General features: G+C 34.4%; 21 protein-coding genes. 15 read left to right on the forward strand and 6 right to left on the reverse strand.

Annotation, left to right across the window (positions count from 1 at the left end; all coding sequences use genetic code 11):
* The first annotated feature begins 34 nt into the window (after positions 1-34).
* From SHYC_RS01870 to brnQ, 6 genes are all read left to right on the forward strand, one after another.
* Positions 35-619, forward strand: coding sequence for a DUF5067 domain-containing protein (locus SHYC_RS01870; protein WP_039644005.1), 585 nt, complete (start codon positions 35-37; stop codon positions 617-619).
* Positions 620-633: 14 nt separating this feature from the next.
* Complete coding sequence (locus tag SHYC_RS01875; RefSeq protein ID WP_039644007.1) at positions 634-1,176, forward strand: DUF5067 domain-containing protein; 543 nt, start codon at positions 634-636, stop codon at positions 1,174-1,176.
* A 285-nt stretch (positions 1,177-1,461) separates the two neighbouring features.
* On the forward strand, positions 1,462-2,007 hold the full coding sequence (dcd, locus tag SHYC_RS01880) for a dCTP deaminase (protein ID WP_039644009.1): 546 nt from the start codon (positions 1,462-1,464) through the stop codon (positions 2,005-2,007).
* Positions 2,007-2,906, forward strand: a complete 900-nt coding sequence (locus SHYC_RS01885; RefSeq protein WP_039644011.1) for a CobW family GTP-binding protein — start codon at positions 2,007-2,009, stop codon at positions 2,904-2,906. The genes dcd and SHYC_RS01885 overlap by 1 nt, the downstream gene beginning before the upstream one ends.
* Positions 2,907-3,168: 262 nt before the next feature.
* The gene (locus tag SHYC_RS01890) at positions 3,169-3,591 is read left to right on the forward strand and encodes a universal stress protein (RefSeq protein ID WP_039644013.1); all 423 of its coding nucleotides are present in this window, start codon (positions 3,169-3,171) and stop codon (positions 3,589-3,591) included.
* A gap of 284 nt (positions 3,592-3,875) precedes the next feature.
* A complete protein-coding gene (brnQ, locus tag SHYC_RS01895; RefSeq protein WP_039644015.1) occupies positions 3,876-5,183 on the forward strand; it encodes a branched-chain amino acid transport system II carrier protein in 1,308 nt (435 codons plus the stop codon).
* Positions 5,184-5,292: 109 nt separating this feature from the next.
* Here the strand turns inward: brnQ and SHYC_RS01900 are convergent, their stop codons facing one another.
* Entirely contained in the window at positions 5,293-5,646 is a 354-nt protein-coding gene (locus tag SHYC_RS01900) for a DUF488 domain-containing protein (RefSeq protein ID WP_039644017.1), read from the reverse strand.
* 44 nt (positions 5,647-5,690) lie between these two features.
* The gene (locus SHYC_RS01905) at positions 5,691-6,878 is read right to left on the reverse strand and encodes a DUF819 family protein (protein WP_039644019.1); all 1,188 of its coding nucleotides are present in this window, start codon (positions 6,876-6,878) and stop codon (positions 5,691-5,693) included.
* 169 nt (positions 6,879-7,047) lie between these two features.
* Here SHYC_RS01905 and SHYC_RS01910 point away from each other — a divergent pair, with 169 nt between their 5' ends.
* The 6 genes from SHYC_RS01910 to SHYC_RS01935 all read left to right on the forward strand — a co-directional run bounded on the left by SHYC_RS01910 (position 7,048) and on the right by SHYC_RS01935 (position 11,838).
* A complete protein-coding gene (locus SHYC_RS01910) occupies positions 7,048-7,227 on the forward strand; it encodes a hypothetical protein (protein ID WP_039644021.1) in 180 nt (59 codons plus the stop codon).
* A 162-nt stretch (positions 7,228-7,389) separates the two neighbouring features.
* Positions 7,390-7,917, forward strand: coding sequence for an SA1002 family membrane protein (locus tag SHYC_RS01915; RefSeq protein ID WP_039644023.1), 528 nt, complete (start codon positions 7,390-7,392; stop codon positions 7,915-7,917).
* A 160-nt stretch (positions 7,918-8,077) separates the two neighbouring features.
* A complete protein-coding gene (locus SHYC_RS01920; protein ID WP_039644025.1) occupies positions 8,078-9,043 on the forward strand; it encodes an ABC transporter permease in 966 nt (321 codons plus the stop codon).
* Entirely contained in the window at positions 9,036-9,995 is a 960-nt protein-coding gene (locus tag SHYC_RS01925; RefSeq protein WP_039644027.1) for an iron chelate uptake ABC transporter family permease subunit, read from the forward strand. The genes SHYC_RS01920 and SHYC_RS01925 overlap by 8 nt, the downstream gene beginning before the upstream one ends.
* The gene (locus SHYC_RS01930; RefSeq protein WP_039644029.1) at positions 9,992-10,795 is read left to right on the forward strand and encodes an iron ABC transporter ATP-binding protein; all 804 of its coding nucleotides are present in this window, start codon (positions 9,992-9,994) and stop codon (positions 10,793-10,795) included. Before SHYC_RS01925 ends, SHYC_RS01930 begins: the two co-directional genes overlap by 4 nt.
* A gap of 14 nt (positions 10,796-10,809) precedes the next feature.
* The gene (locus SHYC_RS01935; protein ID WP_039644032.1) at positions 10,810-11,838 is read left to right on the forward strand and encodes a ferrated catecholamine ABC transporter substrate-binding lipoprotein SstD; all 1,029 of its coding nucleotides are present in this window, start codon (positions 10,810-10,812) and stop codon (positions 11,836-11,838) included.
* Positions 11,839-12,133: 295 nt separating this feature from the next.
* On the opposite strand, the gene SHYC_RS01940 is transcribed toward SHYC_RS01935, so the two are convergent.
* Complete coding sequence (locus SHYC_RS01940) at positions 12,134-12,571, reverse strand: MarR family winged helix-turn-helix transcriptional regulator (RefSeq protein ID WP_039644033.1); 438 nt, start codon at positions 12,569-12,571, stop codon at positions 12,134-12,136.
* Between the two features lie 135 nt (positions 12,572-12,706).
* Between SHYC_RS01940 and SHYC_RS01945 the strand changes: the two genes are divergently transcribed.
* Positions 12,707-13,327 carry a nitroreductase family protein gene (locus tag SHYC_RS01945; protein WP_039644035.1) on the forward strand — a complete coding sequence of 207 codons (621 nt, stop codon included), beginning with the start codon at positions 12,707-12,709 and terminating at the stop codon, positions 13,325-13,327.
* 104 nt (positions 13,328-13,431) lie between these two features.
* The gene (locus SHYC_RS01950) at positions 13,432-14,145 is read left to right on the forward strand and encodes a GTP pyrophosphokinase (protein WP_039644037.1); all 714 of its coding nucleotides are present in this window, start codon (positions 13,432-13,434) and stop codon (positions 14,143-14,145) included.
* Between the two features lie 47 nt (positions 14,146-14,192).
* Here the strand turns inward: SHYC_RS01950 and SHYC_RS01955 are convergent, their stop codons facing one another.
* The 3 genes from SHYC_RS01955 to SHYC_RS01965 all read right to left on the reverse strand — a co-directional run bounded on the left by SHYC_RS01955 (position 14,193) and on the right by SHYC_RS01965 (position 17,249).
* On the reverse strand, positions 14,193-14,753 hold the full coding sequence (locus tag SHYC_RS01955; RefSeq protein WP_039644039.1) for a M23 family metallopeptidase: 561 nt from the start codon (positions 14,751-14,753) through the stop codon (positions 14,193-14,195).
* Between the two features lie 171 nt (positions 14,754-14,924).
* A complete protein-coding gene (locus SHYC_RS01960; RefSeq protein ID WP_039644041.1) occupies positions 14,925-15,779 on the reverse strand; it encodes a CHAP domain-containing protein in 855 nt (284 codons plus the stop codon).
* 795 nt (positions 15,780-16,574) lie between these two features.
* The gene (locus SHYC_RS01965) at positions 16,575-17,249 is read right to left on the reverse strand and encodes a transglycosylase family protein (RefSeq protein ID WP_039644044.1); all 675 of its coding nucleotides are present in this window, start codon (positions 17,247-17,249) and stop codon (positions 16,575-16,577) included.
* A 417-nt stretch (positions 17,250-17,666) separates the two neighbouring features.
* Here SHYC_RS01965 and SHYC_RS01970 point away from each other — a divergent pair, with 417 nt between their 5' ends.
* Complete coding sequence (locus tag SHYC_RS01970) at positions 17,667-19,085, forward strand: phosphate--AMP phosphotransferase (protein ID WP_039644046.1); 1,419 nt, start codon at positions 17,667-17,669, stop codon at positions 19,083-19,085.
* Positions 19,086-19,152 lie beyond the last annotated feature (67 nt).

The following is a 19,152-nucleotide window of genomic DNA, read 5'->3' on the forward strand; positions in this document are numbered from 1 at the left end:
AATGTGTAAAAATGAATAGGGGTGTTTGATACATATGAAAAAAGGAATCGCATTAATGATGATGACTTTGCTACTAAGTGCTTGTGGGAATGGCGGAGACAAGGGAAAAGAGAAGACTGAAAAACCGACCAAGGAAAATACAACAGAAACGTTAAAATTAGCGGATTCAGAGAAATATAAACCAGAAGGTGAATTTAACGGCAAGCAATATAAAACTAAAAAGTTTGAGGTTAATTTAGAAAAGATGGCTCGTATAGAGATGAAAGATTTTGATAATAAAAATATTCAAGCTATTGCGATTGGTTATGAAGTGACAAACAAATCAAATGAAAAAATATCAGCAATTGACGCATGGATTGAAGCTTTTAACATTTATCAAGAAGTGAACGGAAAGAAAAAAGATTTAGACTTAACGATGTTATTAGATGACTCGCATAAAAGTGACTATGACATGCTTTCAGATAAAGAGATTAAAAAAGGTGGTAAACATAAAGCGATGATTCTATTTAAGTTAGAAAATACAACAAGCCCAGTCATTATTGAGGCAACTAATGATGATTATGAGTCACTAGGTAAACAAACATTTAAATTGGAAACATTTAATGATGGTAAGTTTTAAGGGGAGAGAAGAATATGAAAAAAATTTTTAGTGCACTGTGTGTATCATCGCTTTTACTGAGTGGCTGTGGACTCATTGGTAACGGTAAAGACGATAAAAAAGAAGCTGAGGAAAATATTGGTAATGGTTATTTTAAAGCAGATACATTAAAAACAAAAGAGGCAGAATTTAAATTAAAAAAACCGAAACTTGTTGAACAATTCAATCAGGATGACAAACGAGGGCCATATATCGTTTTTGAATACGAATATACAAATAAAAGTAAAGAGAACATGTCCGCCCAAAAAGCATGGGGGCATTACTTCGAATTCATTAAGGATACTAAAGACACTGAAGAAAGAATACATGACACTTACGTTACTACAAAGGACGGGTCAAAATATAGTGAGCTAAAAGAAAATGGCGATTTATTAGTGAAACCGAAAGATAATGTCAAAGCAATGGTCGTATATCCTATAAAAAAAGAACCTGTAAAGTTATTGCTGAAGGGGCATACGAAAAGGGACGATTCAGAACCTAAAGCATTAGGTGAAAAAGTGATTCATATAGAAAAGTAATACATGCATTCATTCGTGGAAAGCTATCAAAGCATATTTGAACGTTTTGATAGCTTTTATATTTTAATATAGATTTAATAGATGTGTTTGTCACTTGCACATAGTTGTAATAAAAAACGTTTAGCATAATAGCGGAACATAAGAAATTGTAAAACTCAACATTTTAAACGTTAAATTAGAAATAAAAGAATGTCTTGTATAGTTAATTTAGACATGATACATTTAAAAATATGTTTGAACTACGTAATGATTCCGATTTATTCAGTGAAGAATTGAGGTGCACAAATGATTTTATCTGACAATGATATTAAAGGATACATACAATCAGGGGCACTTAAAGTGACGCCTTTTGAGGCATCTCATGTTGAACCAGCTTCTATTGATTTAACGTTAGCCAATCACTTTTTAAGACCTTTACAGCCATTGAATGGCACTCAAAAGTTAAGCGAACCTATTCAATATGAAGAAATTCACCAAACAAGTGTAGTGGTTCCTGCACATGGTTTTATTTTAGCGACGACGAAAGAATATATTAAACTACCAGAAAACTTGACAGGCTTTGTGGAAGGTAGAAGCTCTATTGGACGAGCTGGTTTATTTATACAAAATGCAGGATGGGTTGATCCCGGATTTGAAGGCGCAATCACATTAGAACTATATAATGCAAATGATTTCCCCTTAGAAATCGAACAGAACCAACGGATATGTCAAATCGTTTTGGCAGAAACTAAAACGGCGCCAAATGAGATCTATTCAGGTAAATATCAAGGACAAGCTACTACAACGGGGAGTCGTGTATTCAGAGACTGGATGAAGGATGGTGGCTATTAATGGAAATCGTAATTATGACCGGATTTCTAGGTGGCGGAAAAACATCGACGCTTAACTTTCTGATCCAAGATGCAATTGATCATCATTTGAAGCCTGCTGTCATTATGAATGACTTTGGGGAACGCAATGTGGATCAACATTTTATCCATGAACCAATACATATTAAAACGATGACTAATGGTTGTATTTGTTGCACGTTTAAAAACGATGTCGCCGCACAACTACATTCCATTTATTTAGAGCATCAACCTGATATTATTTTTATAGAATGTAGTGGTCTCGCGCATCCATTAGAAGTTTATGATGCATGTTTAACACCAGTTCTTACACCGCTTGTAGAGCGTGTACGTATGTTAGGTGTTATCGATGCATCTGTATATGATAAAAAAGAGGAATATCCTGAAGATATTAAAACACTTATAAAAGAACAAACACAATTTTGTAGTCATTTAATTTTAAATAAAATAGACTTAATTGATACAACGCGATTACTTAACGTTGTGAATAAGCTTGAAACGGATTATCCAGGTGTTCCATATGTGTTGACGCAGTTTGGAGAAGTGACTCTAAATGAAATGCCTGAACAAGCTGTAGTTGAGCAACAATCACGTCCAACAACGCACGGCGCATTGACACAATGTTTTCACGAATTTAACAAACCTATTAAACAATCGGCGCTAATTGAAGGACTGAAACAATTAGAGGGACACATTTATCGTGTAAAAGGATTTGTTGAAGTTGAAGGCATTGATCAGCCTTGCATTATGCAATATGTACCGGGTCACCTAGAACTTAAACCTTGTCAAATCGATATGCCTTCATATTTGGTTGTCATAGGTCATCAACTATGTCCGGAAAGAGTGATGCATACATTTGATGATGTCGAATTAGCATCATAAACACGTGTAAAAGTTAAATGAACAAACATGTATCCTTTGCAATAATTTCACCTTCCTTTTTTTGATTATTACGTAACACTTATTTATCAATGCTAATAGGAATAGCTAGCAAAATTCGTACATCCGAATGATGTTGGCTATTTTGATTATGTCCGACGTTAATTTCATCATATATTTAATATGGAACGTTGAGTAAGCGCTATCAAAATGATAAAATAAAGATGTAAAGAGAGGTCTAAAAAATAAAAAGGGGTGACATTTTATGTATGAAAATGTACTCGTTCCTTATGATTTTGGAAATAGTTTTAAAAATGTACCAGAACAATTGAAAAAGTTAACACAAGGCGCTGCAACGTATCAGATTGTTATTTTTAACGTTATTTCCGAAACGGAACTGGCCAATTATGTACGTTATCAAGGTAAACACTTTGAAGATGTTGTTGAAGAAAAGAAAGAAGAAATGCGACCATTTTTAAACACATTAGATGACCAAGGATTAAAATATCAAATTAAATTTACGACAGGAAGTCCGACACACGAGATTGTTAATGAAATTGAAGGTTACGCCTATGATATTGTTGTAATGAGTAATAAACGTGCAGAAATGGATATTAAACATGTACTAGGCCACGTAACTCATAAAATCGCAAAACGTGTGAATGTACCAGTTTTAATTGTGAAATAGTATAGTCAATAAGTGCGTGGTAATTTTGGTTTGGACATATTTATCTCTACTACGCCAACAATTAAAAAAAATTCCTAGCCATAGCGTCATTAATAGACCAATGCCTTCGACGTTCATTCTTGAAATGAATGTCGAAGGCGTTTTAAATTCCCTTAAAAAATCAGACTTACGCTTTACATTGTTAAAGTGTTTTCATATAATGAACAAGTGACTTTAGAAAATGAATTTTATAAAATTTTCAGAAAATTAAATATAATGTTGATTTTGAGGAAAGGGAATTTCAAGTGAATAAATTTGTAGTTATATCTGGACTGATGTTGTTTTCATTATTCTTCGGGGCGGGTAATTTAATATTCCCTCCAATGTTAGGGCATACAGCTGGCGACCATGTTTGGCAAGCAATGGCAGGGTTTGTCATTACAGGCATTGTATTACCTTGTTTGGCAGTCATCATTGTCGCTTATTACAATGAAGGTGTGGAAAGTATAGGCAATCGTATTCACCCCATATTTGGGACAACATTTGCCTTTATCGTTTATTTAACAGCAGGTGCGTTTTATGGTATTCCAAGGGCATCAAATGTTGCTTATGAAATTGGAGTAGCACCTATTTTGCCTGTGAATAATACAGTCACGCTTGTCGTTTTTGCGATTGGTTTTTTTACGGTTGTTACACTCCTTGCGATGTTTCCAACGCGTATCATGGATGTATTAGGAAAGTATTTAACGCCAATATTACTACTTGTAATCGGCCTGTTATGTCTATTGGCCATTATCAATGCAGAACAGGCACCCACGATGTCAAAAGGTGCTTTTGTTACACAACCCGTATTAAATGGTGTGCTTGAAGGCTATTTTACATTAGATGTTTTAGGTGCATTAATTTTTTCGGTAGTTGTGGTAAATCAATTTAAAGTACATGGAGTGACAGAGAAACGTCAACTAACAATTCGTGTATTACAAGCAGCTGTTATCGCGGCAACATTGTTAGGCGCAGTATATATGGCATTAGCATGGATGGGAGCAACTACACCTCATACCGAAACTATTTATAATGGGACGTCTATTTTAACGTATCAATCGACACGTGTGTTTGGGATGTTTGGTCATTACTTGTTTGCTTTAATCGTACTACTCGCATGTTTAACAACATGTGTCGGTTTAATTAATGCATGTGCATCCTTTACAATCAATTATGTTCCTAAATTAGGTTATAAAAGATTGGTATTGTGTTTTTCAACTTTTGGGTTGTTTTTTACAACGTTTGGTTTAAATACCATTTTAAAAATCGCGCAACCTATTTTGTTATTTATTTATCCCGTAGCAATTGTACTCGTTTTAGTATCACTTGTTAATATGGTGTTTCCATACCGCTTAAGATGGACCTATATTTTATCAACAATGGTTACACTTATATTATCAATTGTTCAAGTTGCATTGACATTTCAATGGTCAATCCCACTACTAACGACACTCTACCAGCACATGCCGTTAGCGTCATCACAGCTTGGTTGGCTTGTGCCTTTTGTCATTTGTATGTGTATAGGATTAATGATTGATCATATTTCTCATAGACGTATCAAAGTAGCATAAATCAGCACTACTGCTTAATAGTGTTTCCAAAATAAGCCCGTATCATTCTTTATGTAAAGGAATGATTCGGGCTTTTATAAGAACGATCAGTATCGTATACAGTAATACATTAAGTAAGGAGGGACTTTAACACGACAGCTTGGTTATGCTTCGTATCTTTTGCTGAATAAAGTAAATAGATATCTGCTTCAGTATGATTGATAATAGATTTTAACTCTTCAAAAGCATGATTTTGATCGGTGTTGTTAGTCAGTTCTTTCATGTATTTTGCTTTAAAAGATTCAAACTTGTCTGCATCATGATTAAACCATTTTCGTAAAGATGCTGATGGTCCTATGTTTTTGAGCCAAACATCAACTTGTGCTTCTTCTTTTGAAATGCCTCTTGGCCATATGCGGTCTACTAAGACACGTACACCTTTATGAGTAGACGCACTATAAATGCGTTGAATATAAACTGCCATCTCAATGCCTCCTTTGTATATCATTTTCCCCGAAAAAACAATCATTAACGTAAAAATTGATAGATTAAAGTACCCATATAATTGCCAATCACATAGCCAAGTGTGCCAACAATGAGTATTGGGCCAATTAAACCATGCCATCCTTTACTTATTGCGAGTGCAGCTGCAGTCGTGGGCCCTCCTGCAGTGGCATTTGAGGCAAGTAACATTTCTTCAATATTAAATTTAAAAAGACGTCCCAAAACAAGTGTTAAACTAATATTGCATATTAATATAATCAGTACGAAAATAAAGAGAAGCGGTGCAGTTTTAAATATAACTGAAAATGATGCGGGCGTGCCAATGACTACGAAAAAAATATAAATCATAAAAGTACCTATTTCATTCGTACCATTTAAGTTCTCAAAGAAATGTTCAAAACGCATCACAAGTATTAAAGTGATGGTGGTAATGAGTAGATAAGGATCCCCCAAAAATGTCAAAAGTGTGTTTACGATGCCCCATGATTTTGGCGTAATGCTTTGAAACCATTCAGACAGGGTGAAACTGGCGGCAACGATGCAAACAGATAGACCTAATGCGATTGCAATATCATTTAAATGAATTGGTTTAGCTTTCCAATAATCTTTGTGTTCAGAGGTCTGAATGTTTTGGTTGTAAGATGATTTAAAATGTTTTTTTATCCAAGAAAATTGCGGTAATGCGATTAAAAAGATGAAATAGAGTGCCATCACACTATTATCTGCGACGACAGTCGATGAAATAAGATCACTCGGAGGTACCAATTTCGCGCTTAATGCTGCAAAGTTAACACCACCTCCAATATAGCTTCCCGTCATCATGGCTGCGATTTTTTCGAGATGTGGGATGTAGGGATGTAAACAAGTATAAGCAACCATTACACCTATGACAGTGCCTACGCTAGCAATTAAAAAGATACATAATAGTCGCTTACTTTCATTCCAAATTTTTTTTAAGTTAGATTGAAATAAGAGAAGCGGAATAGATAATGGAACGATATAGTTCCATACCATATCATATACAGCTGCGCGTGTTGGTATAATATTGAAATTTGAAAGTAGCATGGCGCCAATGAGAGCAATGATTGCTCCTGAAATGACTTTAGCAATTTTAAACTTATGTTCTAAAACAATACTCAATGTAGCCCATCCAATGATAAAAGCCAGTAATAGCCATGTTTGATCTTGTGAAATAATTGCTCCGATAATCATGTAATTCCCCCTTAATGAAGTATTTTTATTAATTTTATATTTTACAAAATGATTTGTCGATGAGGAGAAAAATGTGACGTCTTTATGATTTGCCTATAGAAAATGCACTGAATAAAATAGAATATGCTAAAATAAATATGTAATTATATTAGTGGAGGTGTGCCATATAATGACTATAATTATTGGCATATTAATCATTCTCTCTGTAGTTGCTTGGATAAAAGCGGTAATGGTTTCTAAAAAAGAGGGCGAGGCTGCTAAGAAGCAACTGAACACATGGGTGATGATTGGTGCAGTACTTACAGTATTATCACTGAGTTTAATGTTTATTGTCTCACAAAATTCTTAAATACATGTCATAAATTAGGTGATGCATTGGATTATAAAATGTGTATCATCTTTTTCTTATACGCATCTTACAAGGTTTAAAAGTACATTAAATTTTTTAAAGATTGGCGCTTTTAAAGTTAAAATATGATAGGACTTTTGATTTTATACGGGATGGTGACACATGCTACTCATTAATACGATAATTATTTTAATCTTATTCTTACTTATAGGATTTCTAGTAGGACACGAAGAAGGAAGATTGGTTTTTATTAAAGCCATTGCGATTGGAACCCTTTTAATTTTCTTGAGTTATATTACCATTTTGATAGGTTCATTCGTAGTTTGGTTACCAATGGTGTTATTATTTGATATTACCGATGGTATCTTTCAAATTGGCCTTATAACGATGCTACTTAGTGGAATCATTCAATATATCTTTTTAAGGTTCATGAGTCGTAAAATTGTTATAAGTGACACGTTAATACAAATTTTAGAATACTTCATTCAATGGTTATTAATTTATTTTACGTTGTATCAATTCGTGGCAAATCAATTAAAAGGATTGGCTGATATCGATGTTCAAAATTTATTTGCCAACTTATTGACGGTAGACAGTATTAATATCTTTATTTTACCTTCCTTATTGGTGAGTTGGATTTCAATCTCTATGGTGAGAATGAGTCGAAAACAGCTTAAAGACCACAAATAACATAATGAAAAATCTCAAAACATGGCAATTTTGTTGCGTTTTGAGATTTTTTTGTTTTTTAGTTCAAAAGAATATTGTTTGTGAAATGATTTGGTGCTACACTTTAAATGATAATGATTTTCATTGTCGATGTTTGTAAGGGTGAAAAGGAGACAGAATGATGCGCTATTTTATGAATGGCTATGTGTTGTTTGTCATACTCACAATCCTTACTGTGTGCTCTTTGTTCATTGGGGTGAGTAGCGTTCCGATTACAGCGCTTCTTAACCTTAATGATGATCAACTGAACGTTCTATTCGCAAGTCGTATTCCCCGTACCGTAAGTATTCTTATCGCTGGAAGTACACTTGCATTGGCAGGTTTAATTATGCAACAAATGATGCAAAATAAATTTGTAAGTCCTACGACAGCTGGGACGATGGAATGGGCGAAGTTAGGTATTTTAATTTCGCTTATTTTCTTTCCAGCTGAACATACCCTAATTAAATTGTCGTTTGCTGTACTGTTAAGTGTAGCGGGCACATTTTTATTTGTTCAAATGGTACAACGCATACGATTTAAAGATGTTATTTTTGTTCCGCTGATTGGTATTATGCTCGGTGGTATCGTCTCCAGTTTTTCAACATTTATCGCTTTGAAAACGAATGCAGTTCAAAGTTTAGGTAACTGGATGAATGGTAATTTTGCCATTATTACGAGTGGACGCTATGAGGTCTTGTACCTAAGCATACCGTTACTTGTGCTGACTTATGTATTTGCAAATCAATTTACAATTGCAGGTATGGGTCGTGATTTTAGTAAAAATTTAGGGCTGAATTATGATGTCATCATAAACATCGGCTTGTTTATAACTGCTACAATTACGGCGCTGGTTGTTGTCACAGTCGGAACACTTCCATTTTTAGGTCTTATCGTACCCAATATCGTTTCTATCTTTAAAGGAGATCATCTGAAAAATGCTTTGCCACATACAGCAATGCTCGGCGCCATTTTTGTGATGTTTTCAGATATTGTAGGACGCGTCGTGGTTTATCCATATGAAATCAATATTGGTTTAACGATTGGTATGTTCGGGACAATTATTTTTATTATTATGTTGATGAAAGGACGTCGTCATTATGCGTAATGCGTCCTTGAAAAAACTCATCATTTTATTCGTCGCTACCATAATTATTGGTGCCATGTATCTGTTGATTGGACTTGATTTTGAAATTTTTGAGTATCAGTTTAGTAGTCGTTTGAGAAAACTTTTCTTAATGATCCTCGTAGGGGCAGCTATCGCTACTTCAACTGTCATTTTTCAAGCCATCACTGTAAATCGTCTATTAACGCCTTCCATAATGGGACTTGATGCTGTATATCTTTTTAGTAAAGTTTTAATTCTTTTTATTTTTGGTACAAGTTCGATTTTCATTACAAATTTTTATATGAATTTTACAATTACGCTTGTTGTAATGGTGATTTTCGCATTGATTTTATTTGAAGGTATTTTTAAATATGGACAGTTTTCGGTGTACTTTATTTTATTAATTGGCGTGATATTAGGAACATTTTTCAGAAGTATTACTGGTTTTCTTGAGTTACTTATAAATCCTGAAGACTTCCTTGTGGTGCAAAGTGCCATGTTTGCAAACTTTGACGGTTCAAATTCTACGTTAGTGACGTTAAGTGCCATTGTTTTAACCATCTTAATGCTCATAACAGTGAAAATGCTTCCGTATCTAGATGTATTGTTACTCGGGCGCGCCCAAGCGATTAATCTAGGTGTGAATTATACACAGATGACACGGATGCTACTCATTTTAGTAGCACTAATGGTTGCATTGGCAACAGCATTAGTCGGACCGATTACATTTTTAGGATTACTAACGATTAATTTGGCGCATGAACTCATTAAAAATTTCGAACATCGTTATATTTTACCAGCAACGATATGTATCAGTTGGATCAGTTTATTTGTCGCACAGTGGATTGTAGAGCACTTATTTGAAGCAACAACACAAGTTAGTATTTTAATTAACCTCATTGGAGGCATTTACTTTATCTATCTTTTAATGAGGCGGAGGGAAATGACATGATTCGTATTCAACATTTAAATCAATTTATTGATGAGAAACAAATACTCACGGATGTGAGTGTTGATATTCAAAAAGGCCGACTCACATCGTTGATTGGACCAAACGGTGCAGGCAAAAGTACGTTATTGTCAGCAATCAGTCGCTTGCGTGACTTCCAAGAAGGCAGTGTTGAAATCGAAGGCACACCTTTACATGCCTATGGGTCCAAGGCTTTATCTCAAAAATTATCGATTTTAAAACAAACGAACCATACAGAATTAAATATCACAGTTGAACAATTGGTCAACTTTGGTCGTTTTCCATACTCAAAAGGTTATTTAAAAAAAGAAGATAAAGCAAAAGTAAATGAAGCGATTGCATTATTAAAGTTGGATGAAATACGACACCGTTATCTTAAAACACTATCAGGTGGTCAACGTCAACGCGCGTATATCGCGATGACAATCGCACAAGATACGGAGTATATTCTTTTAGATGAACCGTTAAACAACTTAGATATGAAACATTCTGTTCAAATTATGCAAACCTTACGTGAGCTCGCTGTTTTTCATAATAAAACCATTGTCGTTGTTTTACATGATATCAATTTTGCATCTGTGTATTCGGACGATATTGTCGCTTTAAAAGATGGAAAAGTCATTAAAGCTGCCGATAAACGTGACGTAGTAGAAGCATCGGTGTTAAAACAACTTTATGACATGGATGTCAAAATTGAAACGATACGAGGTCAACAAATTTGTATTTATTTTGATGAACTACCATGTATGTATCATCAAATGTCTCATAAAGTATTGAGTTAAATTAGGAGGACAACATGAAAAAATTAGGATTATTATTAATGATTGCGATGGTCTTTGTATTAGTCGCATGTGGTAATGATGAAGAAAAATCATCAAAAAAAGGTGATTCTAAAGAAACTGTTGAAGTAAAAAATGATTTTAAATTACGCGGGAAAGCCAAAGATGGCAGTGAAGATAAAGCTTACTCTGATACTGTAAAAGTGCCGAAAAATCCGCAAAAAGCAGTCGTGTTTGACTACGGTGCATTAAAAACATTAGAAGAGATGGACTTAAAAGATAAAGTTGTGGCTTTACCAAAAGGTGAAGGTAACGCGCAGTTACCAGACTTCTTAGATGATTTTAAATCAGATAAATACCAAAACACAGGTTCTCTAAAAGAAATTAACTTTGACGTCATTGCTAAAGTGAAACCAGATGTGATTTATTTATCAGCACGTACAGCAAACCAAAAAAATATAGATGAGTTGAAAAAAGCAGCACCGAATGCACCAATCGTTTATATGGGTGCTAAAAATGATGATTTCGTAGAATCTATGAAAAATGACACAAGTATTCTTGGTAAAATCTACGATACTGAGAAGAAAGCAGAAGCTTTAAATAAAGAATTAGATGAAAAGATTGCAGAAGTAAAAGCAAAAACAAAAAACTTAGATTTAAAAGCAATGTATTTACTTGTTAACGAAGGTGAATTATCTACTTTTGGAGCGGGAGACCGTTTCGGTAATCTCGTATTCGATACGTTAGGTTTCAAACCAGTTGATGATAATATTAAGAAAAGCAGTCATGGTCAAAACGTGACAAATGAATATGTGAGTGAGAAAAATCCAGATATCATCTTCGCGATGGATCGTGGTAAAGCAATCGGTGAAAAATCAACAGCCAAACAAGTTTTAGGCAACGATGTCATTAAAAATGTGAAAGCTGTTAAAAATGGTAAAGTTTTAGAATTAGATCCTAAACTTTGGTACTTTGCTTCAGGTTCAACAACAACGACAATTAAGCAAATTGAAGAAATTGAAGAAGGATTAAAATTAGATAAATAAAATTCTAAAATCAATTTAGGGGTTTGGATGTTGCTATAATGTCCGAGCCTCTTTTTATGGGAATGAACAATTGAGAAGCCTATTACTCTCAATTACTATTAAAATTTTTAAAGGCTTGTTTTTAACGATTTAGCGATCCACGCCATTAAATAGATGTAGGAATTCCTTCATCTTGTATCAAATAGTTAAATATTCAATACATATCAATCGCCTTCAAAGTGCATTTAACCATGTACTTTGAAGGCTTTTAAATTGATAGAAAGGTGTTATTCCAAACGCTCTATATAGGATGATTTTAATCTTGGTTGAAATTATTTTTAATGAAACGCTCTAATACTTGAACTAATTGTTCCATGTCGTCACCTTCGAAATTTAATTCTTTGTATACTTCATTCGTGACTTTAAATAAATAGTCGCGCACCTCAACGCCTTTTTCGGTCAAAGAAATATTCAGGTTTCGTTCATCGTCTTCATTACGAAGTTTTTGAACGAATCCTTTTTGGTCAAGCTTTTTTATTAATGGTGTGAGTGTACCTGAATTTAAATAAATACGATTGCCTAATGTTTTAATATTTACAACTTCATTAGGCTGTATCGCTTTTAAAGTGATGTATGATGTATACGTCAAATCGTATGACTTTAAGTGTGTCGCGTACTTCTTTATGACTTCTTTAGAAGCAACATAAAATAAAAAACATAGTTCATTTTTTAAGTCATCATGTTCTAATGTCATCATATTGGCCCCCTTGATCTCTTTGTAATAGTATAACACTTTTTTCTTGATTGACGCAGAACGGTTACATATAATTGAATTGAACTTAATTTAATCAAAATAATATTTATTATGGTGAGAGAGGGATGTTGTTATATGAAAGATTTTAAATCCGTATTAGAAAGTCGACGTTCGGTTAAACAATTTGATCCGAATGTAAAAATTCCGCGAGAAGAAATGGAAGAAATGATCACACTTACTACGAAAGCACCATCATCTGTAAATATGCAACCTTGGCGTTTTGTCGTTGTTGATACACCTGAAGGAAAAGATATACTACGCCCGTTAGTGCAGTTTAACACGCGTCAAAATGATACATCTGCAGCTATGGTTGTTATTTTTGGAGATATGAAGAACTATGAATATGCTGATAAAATATATGATGATGCGGTTGAAAAAGGGTTCATGCCACAAGAAGTTAAAGATGTTCAAGTTGCGAAATTTGTTGAGCTATATGAAAGCCTAGATCGCCAAGGTATGAATGATATTGTTAAAATCGACAGTAGTTTGGCAGCGATGCAATTTATGCTCATTGCACGATATTATGGTTATGATACAAATCCGATTGGCGGCTTTGAAAAAGATGTTATTGCAGAAGCGCTAGGTCTCGATTCAGAACGCTACATGCCTGTGATGATCATTGCAGTGGGTAAAGCAGCTGTGGAAGGGCGTGAATCCGTACGTCTACCGGTAGAAGATGTATTGTCATTTCGCTAAAACATAAAAAATAATTTTAATACTAAAAGCACCCCGTATAACTATCAAATTTGTTGCTAAAGTAGTACATTAGTAATGAAAGAGATAAAGTACGGGGTGACTGTATGTTTGTAGAGAAAAAAATACCCATTAATATTGAAAATTTAAAAAGTGAAGTTGCAACGTATACACAAAAAGCGATACATTCTGAGGATAATATCGAACAAGTTGTACAATTTATTAAGTTAGAACATATTTATGGGGCGGCATTAGAAGAAATTAGTACAAAACTTCATATTTTAGATCAAGATTTTCAGTTGAAAAATGCACATAATCCGATTCATCATATGGAGCGACGTGTAAAAAAAATACCGAGCCTATTACAAAAGCTGAAGCGAAAAGGCTTCGAAATTTCGGCCCAATCCGCACAATCACATATTATGGATATTGCTGGAATCCGAGTAGTTTGTAACTATATGAATGATATTTATAACGTTGAACAACTATTATTGCAACAAGCAGACATAAAGCTGTTAAAACGAAAAGATTATATTCAGTACCCTAAAGCAAATGGCTATAAAAGTTTGCATATTGTCGTGTCCGTTCCAGTATTTTTAACGGATGGAACGATTGAAGCGCCTGTAGAAATACAGCTAAGAACGATTGGAATGGATATGTGGGCGAGCTTAGAACATCAATTACATTATAAATCAACCAATGGTGATAGAGACATGTATCGTCAAACTTTAAGAGAATGTGCGCTTGAAATAGGGGATGTAGAACGCAAAATGGAACGAATTCATTTAAACATTCAACAAGATCAACTTAATGAGCATTAAAAAAAGTGTGCCGTAAAATCACGTGATGTGATGTAAACGGCACTTTTTTATTTTAAACGGTATAAACTTCGTTGTCCATGTGGCAATGATTCAATGAAAGCGGCTGGATTTTCAGCATAACGATTGCCGATGCCATCTTTCATACGTTGAAAATGTAAATGAGGACCTGTCGTTTGTTCACCAGTATTACCCGATTGTGCAATAACTTCTTGAGCTTTTACCACATCTCCTGGTTTCACTTTAAACGTATTTAAGTGCATATACCATTGATAATATCGCCGATTGGATTCTTGAATTTCAAGTACATTTCCACCAAACTGATTTTTAAATGTTCGCGTCACTGTGCCGTCTGTAGCAGCCAGAACATCTGTGTTTTCAGGTAATCGATAATCAATACCATAGTGACGATTATCGCCATTGAATTTTAAACCATGCGCATATGTTCCAAACCCGTGTGTTTGTCGATCTTGATTTAAAATTTGTGAGAAATGCTCATCTTTTTGTATATCAGAGATAAATTTTTGGATATGCGTATTATAAATGATGAGCAATAAAGGGATTATTACTAAGATGAGTACACTTAAAAATGTTACCGATATTTTTTTCATGGATACAATCCTTTATAGAAGTATTGAAATGAGTGTAACCAAACAGCCCACAATGTGCCAATAAGTTGCTCATAGATGATATCAAAGCATGGAGGGTAATTATTGTATGACATGCTTTTAATAACAAAAAAACACGCTACCGATTAAGGTAACGTGTTTCAATAGATGATCTTATCTGTAGATAAAGTTTTGTGTAGCAGCTTGGCTAGCTGATAATGTACGTGATGTCACAACACCAGCACCGTGGCCGTAGTTCATTTCTGAAACTGTTACAGAACCATTTCTGTTTACACTTTCAACGTATGCAACGTGGCCGTAAGGACCTACTGATGTTTGCATGATCGCACCTGTTCTAGGTGTGTTGTTTACTGTGTAACCAGCAGCACGTGCAGCGCTTGCCCAGTTGTTAGCGTTACCCCAAGTGTTACCGATACCGCCACCTACACGGTTATATACGTAGTACGTACATTGACCAGCAGTGTAAAGATTAGCACCGCCACGAGATGTGAAACGAACTGGTGTGCTTGAGTAACCTGAGTTAGAAGGTGCTGGCGCAGCAGTTGTTGTTGTGTTGTAGCTTGTAGTTGAAGCAGCAGGTGCTTGAACAGTGCTTTGTGCATTATAGTTATAGCTATAATTGTAATTATAGTTTGGTGCTGAGTAGTTATAAGTGTATGAAGTGTTTTCATAGTTATATCTCGCAGCAGGTGTTGCTGTTGTATAATATTGTGAAGAATAGCTATAGTTATAGCTTCCGTTATAGTTGTAATAATAGAAATCATACACACCGTTAGCGTCAAATGTGTAGTAAGTGTATTGTGCAGATGGATCCCAGTTACCATCTAAAGTATGGTGTTTGTTACCATATTGATCTACTGTAATATAGTCGTTAGTTTCTTGTGAGTAATAAGTTGTATACGCATATGATGACGTGTGTTGCTCAGCAGCTTGAGCATCATCTTGTGCAGCAACTCCTAAAGTAACCAAGCCGAACGTAGCGATTGTAGCAGTAGTTAATTTTTTCATTGTAAAAAAGTCTCCCTATCTAAATTTTAATATCGTTTTCTATGTGCTTTATGCAATCCTCTAGAATCATAGCACATATTAACTATAAGTAAAGCGTTGTAAACGATTTTAAGTCGTACTGTAACAAAACTGAAATAAAAGATAACAATTTGACTCATTAATTGTTATTTGGGAACAAAAAATTATAAAGCTTGGATAGATAAATTTGGGTAGTAACGTGTGAAATGTCACACTAAATTCACTTTCAGTAGGAGAATGACAGGAAGAGAAAAAATATTAAAAGATTGAGCGCTTTATTTAATGATTAAATTATTTATCTAATGATGTTAGGCTAAAATTTAGTGTGATTAATAAGAATTCACGTAAATAGAAAAAAACACATATATAATAGAAGAAAAGCGGTACAAAAGATGAAAAGTTATTTGTGAAAATGTGTGAAATCATTATAAATATGAGGATGATAAAGGATGTGCACCGTACTTTTAATGTGAAATCTATTTTGGTAATCATACGATGGAAATAATAGGAGATGTGCTCATATGTTAATATCAAAAAATAACATGCGTATGTACGTTAATGATGATGATGGATTTGAATGCGAGTACGTACCGTATAAACATCGATATATAGCTCTTCAAGTTTGAGGAAAAGGGATGCTATTTTGAATATATAAAATTATTTAAGGTAATACTACATTAAGAAGGATAAAACAGTGACGTATTATAGGAAGACAAATAATCAATTCTCAATGAATAAAAAAAGAGCCCTCATAGGACTCTTTAAAGTAGCATTGAATTATGCTGTTACCCAGTGACCTGCGCCACCAGTGTTATATAAATGTTGAGCGAATTTATCTTGAACTGCAGCTGGTGCTTGAGCAGGGTTAACACCTACGTATGAAGGGTCAACTTGTTGCGCTACAGCGTTCCATGTTGATGGTAAGAATTGGTATGCACCTGCAGCACCTGATGATGGGTTAACTGCTGAGTAGTCGCCACCAGATTCACGTTGTTTAATTAATTGTAAGTGACTGTTTACACCTGAACCACTTGTAGAAGTTTGAGTTGTTTTAGGTGCTTGAGTTGCAGCTGGTGCTTGAGTAGAAGCTTGTTGGTTAGATTGAACTGCTGCTGCATTGTTTGTTTCAGATTGTTGTGAAGCTTGAGCAGAAACGTCATGAGTTTGAGCTACAGTTGCTTTACCAAAACCATTGTATGACCAACCGAAGTGAGTACCATCTGACCAGAAGTGGAAGTTTGTACCTTCGAAAGTAAATTTATAATCGTAAGCACCTGCTTGGATAGGTGATTGATTTAATGATGGATCGTTATTTAAAGCTTTATGTGCTAAAGCTGCTTTGTCGATTGAAGATTGAGATACTTCACTTGCGTGAGCGTCTGTTGTATGTGCAGCGACACCTGTCGCACCGATTGCTACTGCTAATGATGATGCTAATAATGTTTTTTTCATAATTGAAAGTCCTCCAAATAAATTTTTTTCATTTTCAAAAAGTTTGCTTAACCAAAAATTTCAACAACCACACTCTAACAGGCATATGTGATGATGTAAATTACGAATTGATAACAAAACATTACGAGAATATTGCAAAAAGATGATTTGTAATGTGCTTGTGATATGAAATTTGAATATTTCTTAGTGAGATATAAAATTGAAAGGATAACGACATTCGTTAGAGATGAATTCTGAAAATAAAGAAAATATACCATTATGTTACAAATATTACAGGAATTCATTGAATTGTAATTTATATGTCAAAATTTACATCGTACTAAATGTGAAAAACAACAAAAAAAGGATATTTTACCAACGGGATATTGATTGCTATCTTTTAATACACGTATAATAGACTAACCGAGGTGATGAGATATGAATAAGAAGATTGAAATACTACAACTGAAAGCCGCAGAGTTGACACGTGAGAGTAATGCTTTAGGGATACCTGTCATGGTGGTGTTTGAAGGGGTGCCTGCTTCAGGTAAAACACGTTTAACAAATGAATTGTTATTAACTTTAGATGCAAAGTATACGCATTTTATTGCTACAAAAACCCCTTCAGAACACGATTTACGTTACCAATTTTTACAAAATTATTGGAATACACTTCCTTCTAAAGGCGAGATTAATATATATTTTAGAAGTTGGTACGCCCATTACATTGACTACAAAATTCATGAAATTAAAAAAAGTACGTTTAAAAGTTATGATAAATTAAAAAATGAAATCCATTCATTTGAAACGATGCTTCAACACGATGGCCATGAAATTATTAAATTTTATATTCAAATTGATGAAGCTAAGCGTCAAGAACATATTAATGAAATGAAAGACAATCCATTAACAAATTGGAAAGCGCAAGAGTATGAAAATGTTATTCCGTCTGATGTATATCGCAATGAATTTCAATTATTACTCAACGATGAGTGGGAAGTGATTGATTATACGAATAGAGCACACGCTATAGAACATATGTATAAACACTTGATCGAACGTCTTGAAAAAGCCATCCACCAACACCGCAATCGTAAAAAGAACGTTGACGGCGCTTTTAGTGATGAGTTTAAAACTGATATTTTTAATGTGGATATTGAAAAAGTACGCAAAAGTGATTATGATGCATTGGTTTTATCATTACAACTTCGCCTCAAAGAATTGCAATTTGCGTTATATGAACGCAAAATCCCACTGATCCTGGTCTATGAAGGCATGGATGCAGCAGGTAAAGGGGGTAACATTAAGCGTGTCAGAGAATATCTAGATCCGACAGGTTATGAAGTCAACGCCATTAGTGCCCCGACAGATGTAGAATTAAACCATCATTACTTATGGCGTTTTGCGAAAGATATGCCTAAAAGCGGCCACATAGAAATTTTTGACCGTAGTTGGTATGGGCGTGTACTCGTAGAACGTGTGGAGGGGTTTGCCACTCGTGAGGAGTGGTCTAGAGCATATGATGAAATAAATGCATTTGAACAAATGTGGGTTAATGATGGGGCAATAGTATTAAAATTCTTCCTCACTTTAGATAAAGATGAGCAATTGAAGCGCTTTAAAGATAGAGAAGAAAATGTGAATAAACAATGGAAAATTACAGATGAAGATTGGCGGAATCGTGAAAAATGGGATTTATATTTAGAAGCTAGTCACGATATGATAGAAAAGACACAACAGCCGCATGCACCTTGGCTGATTGTACCAGCTGATCACAAAAAATCGGCACGTATCGAGGTTTTAAAATATATTATACAAAAATGTGAAGAAAGATTATGGGGCGTTAAATATTATTAAAATTTAGGGCTTATGACTTATGCAATTTTGACGAATTTCTACTATAATATTAATTAAATACTTTGCA

The organism is Staphylococcus hyicus, from assembly GCF_000816085.1.
In the GTDB taxonomy this organism is placed as follows: domain Bacteria; phylum Bacillota; class Bacilli; order Staphylococcales; family Staphylococcaceae; genus Staphylococcus; species Staphylococcus hyicus.

Excerpts from the sequence above, each read along its gene's own strand:
- SHYC_RS01870 (WP_039644005.1), top strand. The coding sequence starts at position 35 with ATGAAAAAAGGAATCGCATTAATGATGATGACTTTGCTACTAAGTGCT.
- SHYC_RS01875 (WP_039644007.1), top strand. The coding sequence starts at position 634 with ATGAAAAAAATTTTTAGTGCACTGTGTGTATCATCGCTTTTACTGAGT.
- dcd (WP_039644009.1), top strand. The coding sequence starts at position 1,462 with ATGATTTTATCTGACAATGATATTAAAGGATACATACAATCAGGGGCA.
- SHYC_RS01885 (WP_039644011.1), top strand. The coding sequence starts at position 2,007 with ATGGAAATCGTAATTATGACCGGATTTCTAGGTGGCGGAAAAACATCG.
- SHYC_RS01890 (WP_039644013.1), top strand. The coding sequence starts at position 3,169 with ATGTATGAAAATGTACTCGTTCCTTATGATTTTGGAAATAGTTTTAAA.
- SHYC_RS01900 (WP_039644017.1), bottom strand. The coding sequence starts at position 5,646 with ATGGCAGTTTATATTCAACGCATTTATAGTGCGTCTACTCATAAAGGT.
- SHYC_RS01905 (WP_039644019.1), bottom strand. The coding sequence starts at position 6,878 with ATGATTATCGGAGCAATTATTTCACAAGATCAAACATGGCTATTACTG.
- SHYC_RS01910 (WP_039644021.1), top strand. The coding sequence starts at position 7,048 with ATGACTATAATTATTGGCATATTAATCATTCTCTCTGTAGTTGCTTGG.
- SHYC_RS01915 (WP_039644023.1), top strand. The coding sequence starts at position 7,390 with ATGCTACTCATTAATACGATAATTATTTTAATCTTATTCTTACTTATA.
- SHYC_RS01920 (WP_039644025.1), top strand. The coding sequence starts at position 8,078 with ATGCGCTATTTTATGAATGGCTATGTGTTGTTTGTCATACTCACAATC.
- SHYC_RS01925 (WP_039644027.1), top strand. The coding sequence starts at position 9,036 with ATGCGTAATGCGTCCTTGAAAAAACTCATCATTTTATTCGTCGCTACC.
- SHYC_RS01930 (WP_039644029.1), top strand. The coding sequence starts at position 9,992 with ATGATTCGTATTCAACATTTAAATCAATTTATTGATGAGAAACAAATA.
- SHYC_RS01935 (WP_039644032.1), top strand. The coding sequence starts at position 10,810 with ATGAAAAAATTAGGATTATTATTAATGATTGCGATGGTCTTTGTATTA.
- SHYC_RS01940 (WP_039644033.1), bottom strand. The coding sequence starts at position 12,571 with ATGACATTAGAACATGATGACTTAAAAAATGAACTATGTTTTTTATTT.
- SHYC_RS01945 (WP_039644035.1), top strand. The coding sequence starts at position 12,707 with ATGAAAGATTTTAAATCCGTATTAGAAAGTCGACGTTCGGTTAAACAA.
- SHYC_RS01950 (WP_039644037.1), top strand. The coding sequence starts at position 13,432 with ATGTTTGTAGAGAAAAAAATACCCATTAATATTGAAAATTTAAAAAGT.
- SHYC_RS01955 (WP_039644039.1), bottom strand. The coding sequence starts at position 14,753 with ATGAAAAAAATATCGGTAACATTTTTAAGTGTACTCATCTTAGTAATA.
- SHYC_RS01960 (WP_039644041.1), bottom strand. The coding sequence starts at position 15,779 with ATGAAAAAATTAACTACTGCTACAATCGCTACGTTCGGCTTGGTTACT.
- SHYC_RS01965 (WP_039644044.1), bottom strand. The coding sequence starts at position 17,249 with ATGAAAAAAACATTATTAGCATCATCATTAGCAGTAGCAATCGGTGCG.
- SHYC_RS01970 (WP_039644046.1), top strand. The coding sequence starts at position 17,667 with ATGAATAAGAAGATTGAAATACTACAACTGAAAGCCGCAGAGTTGACA.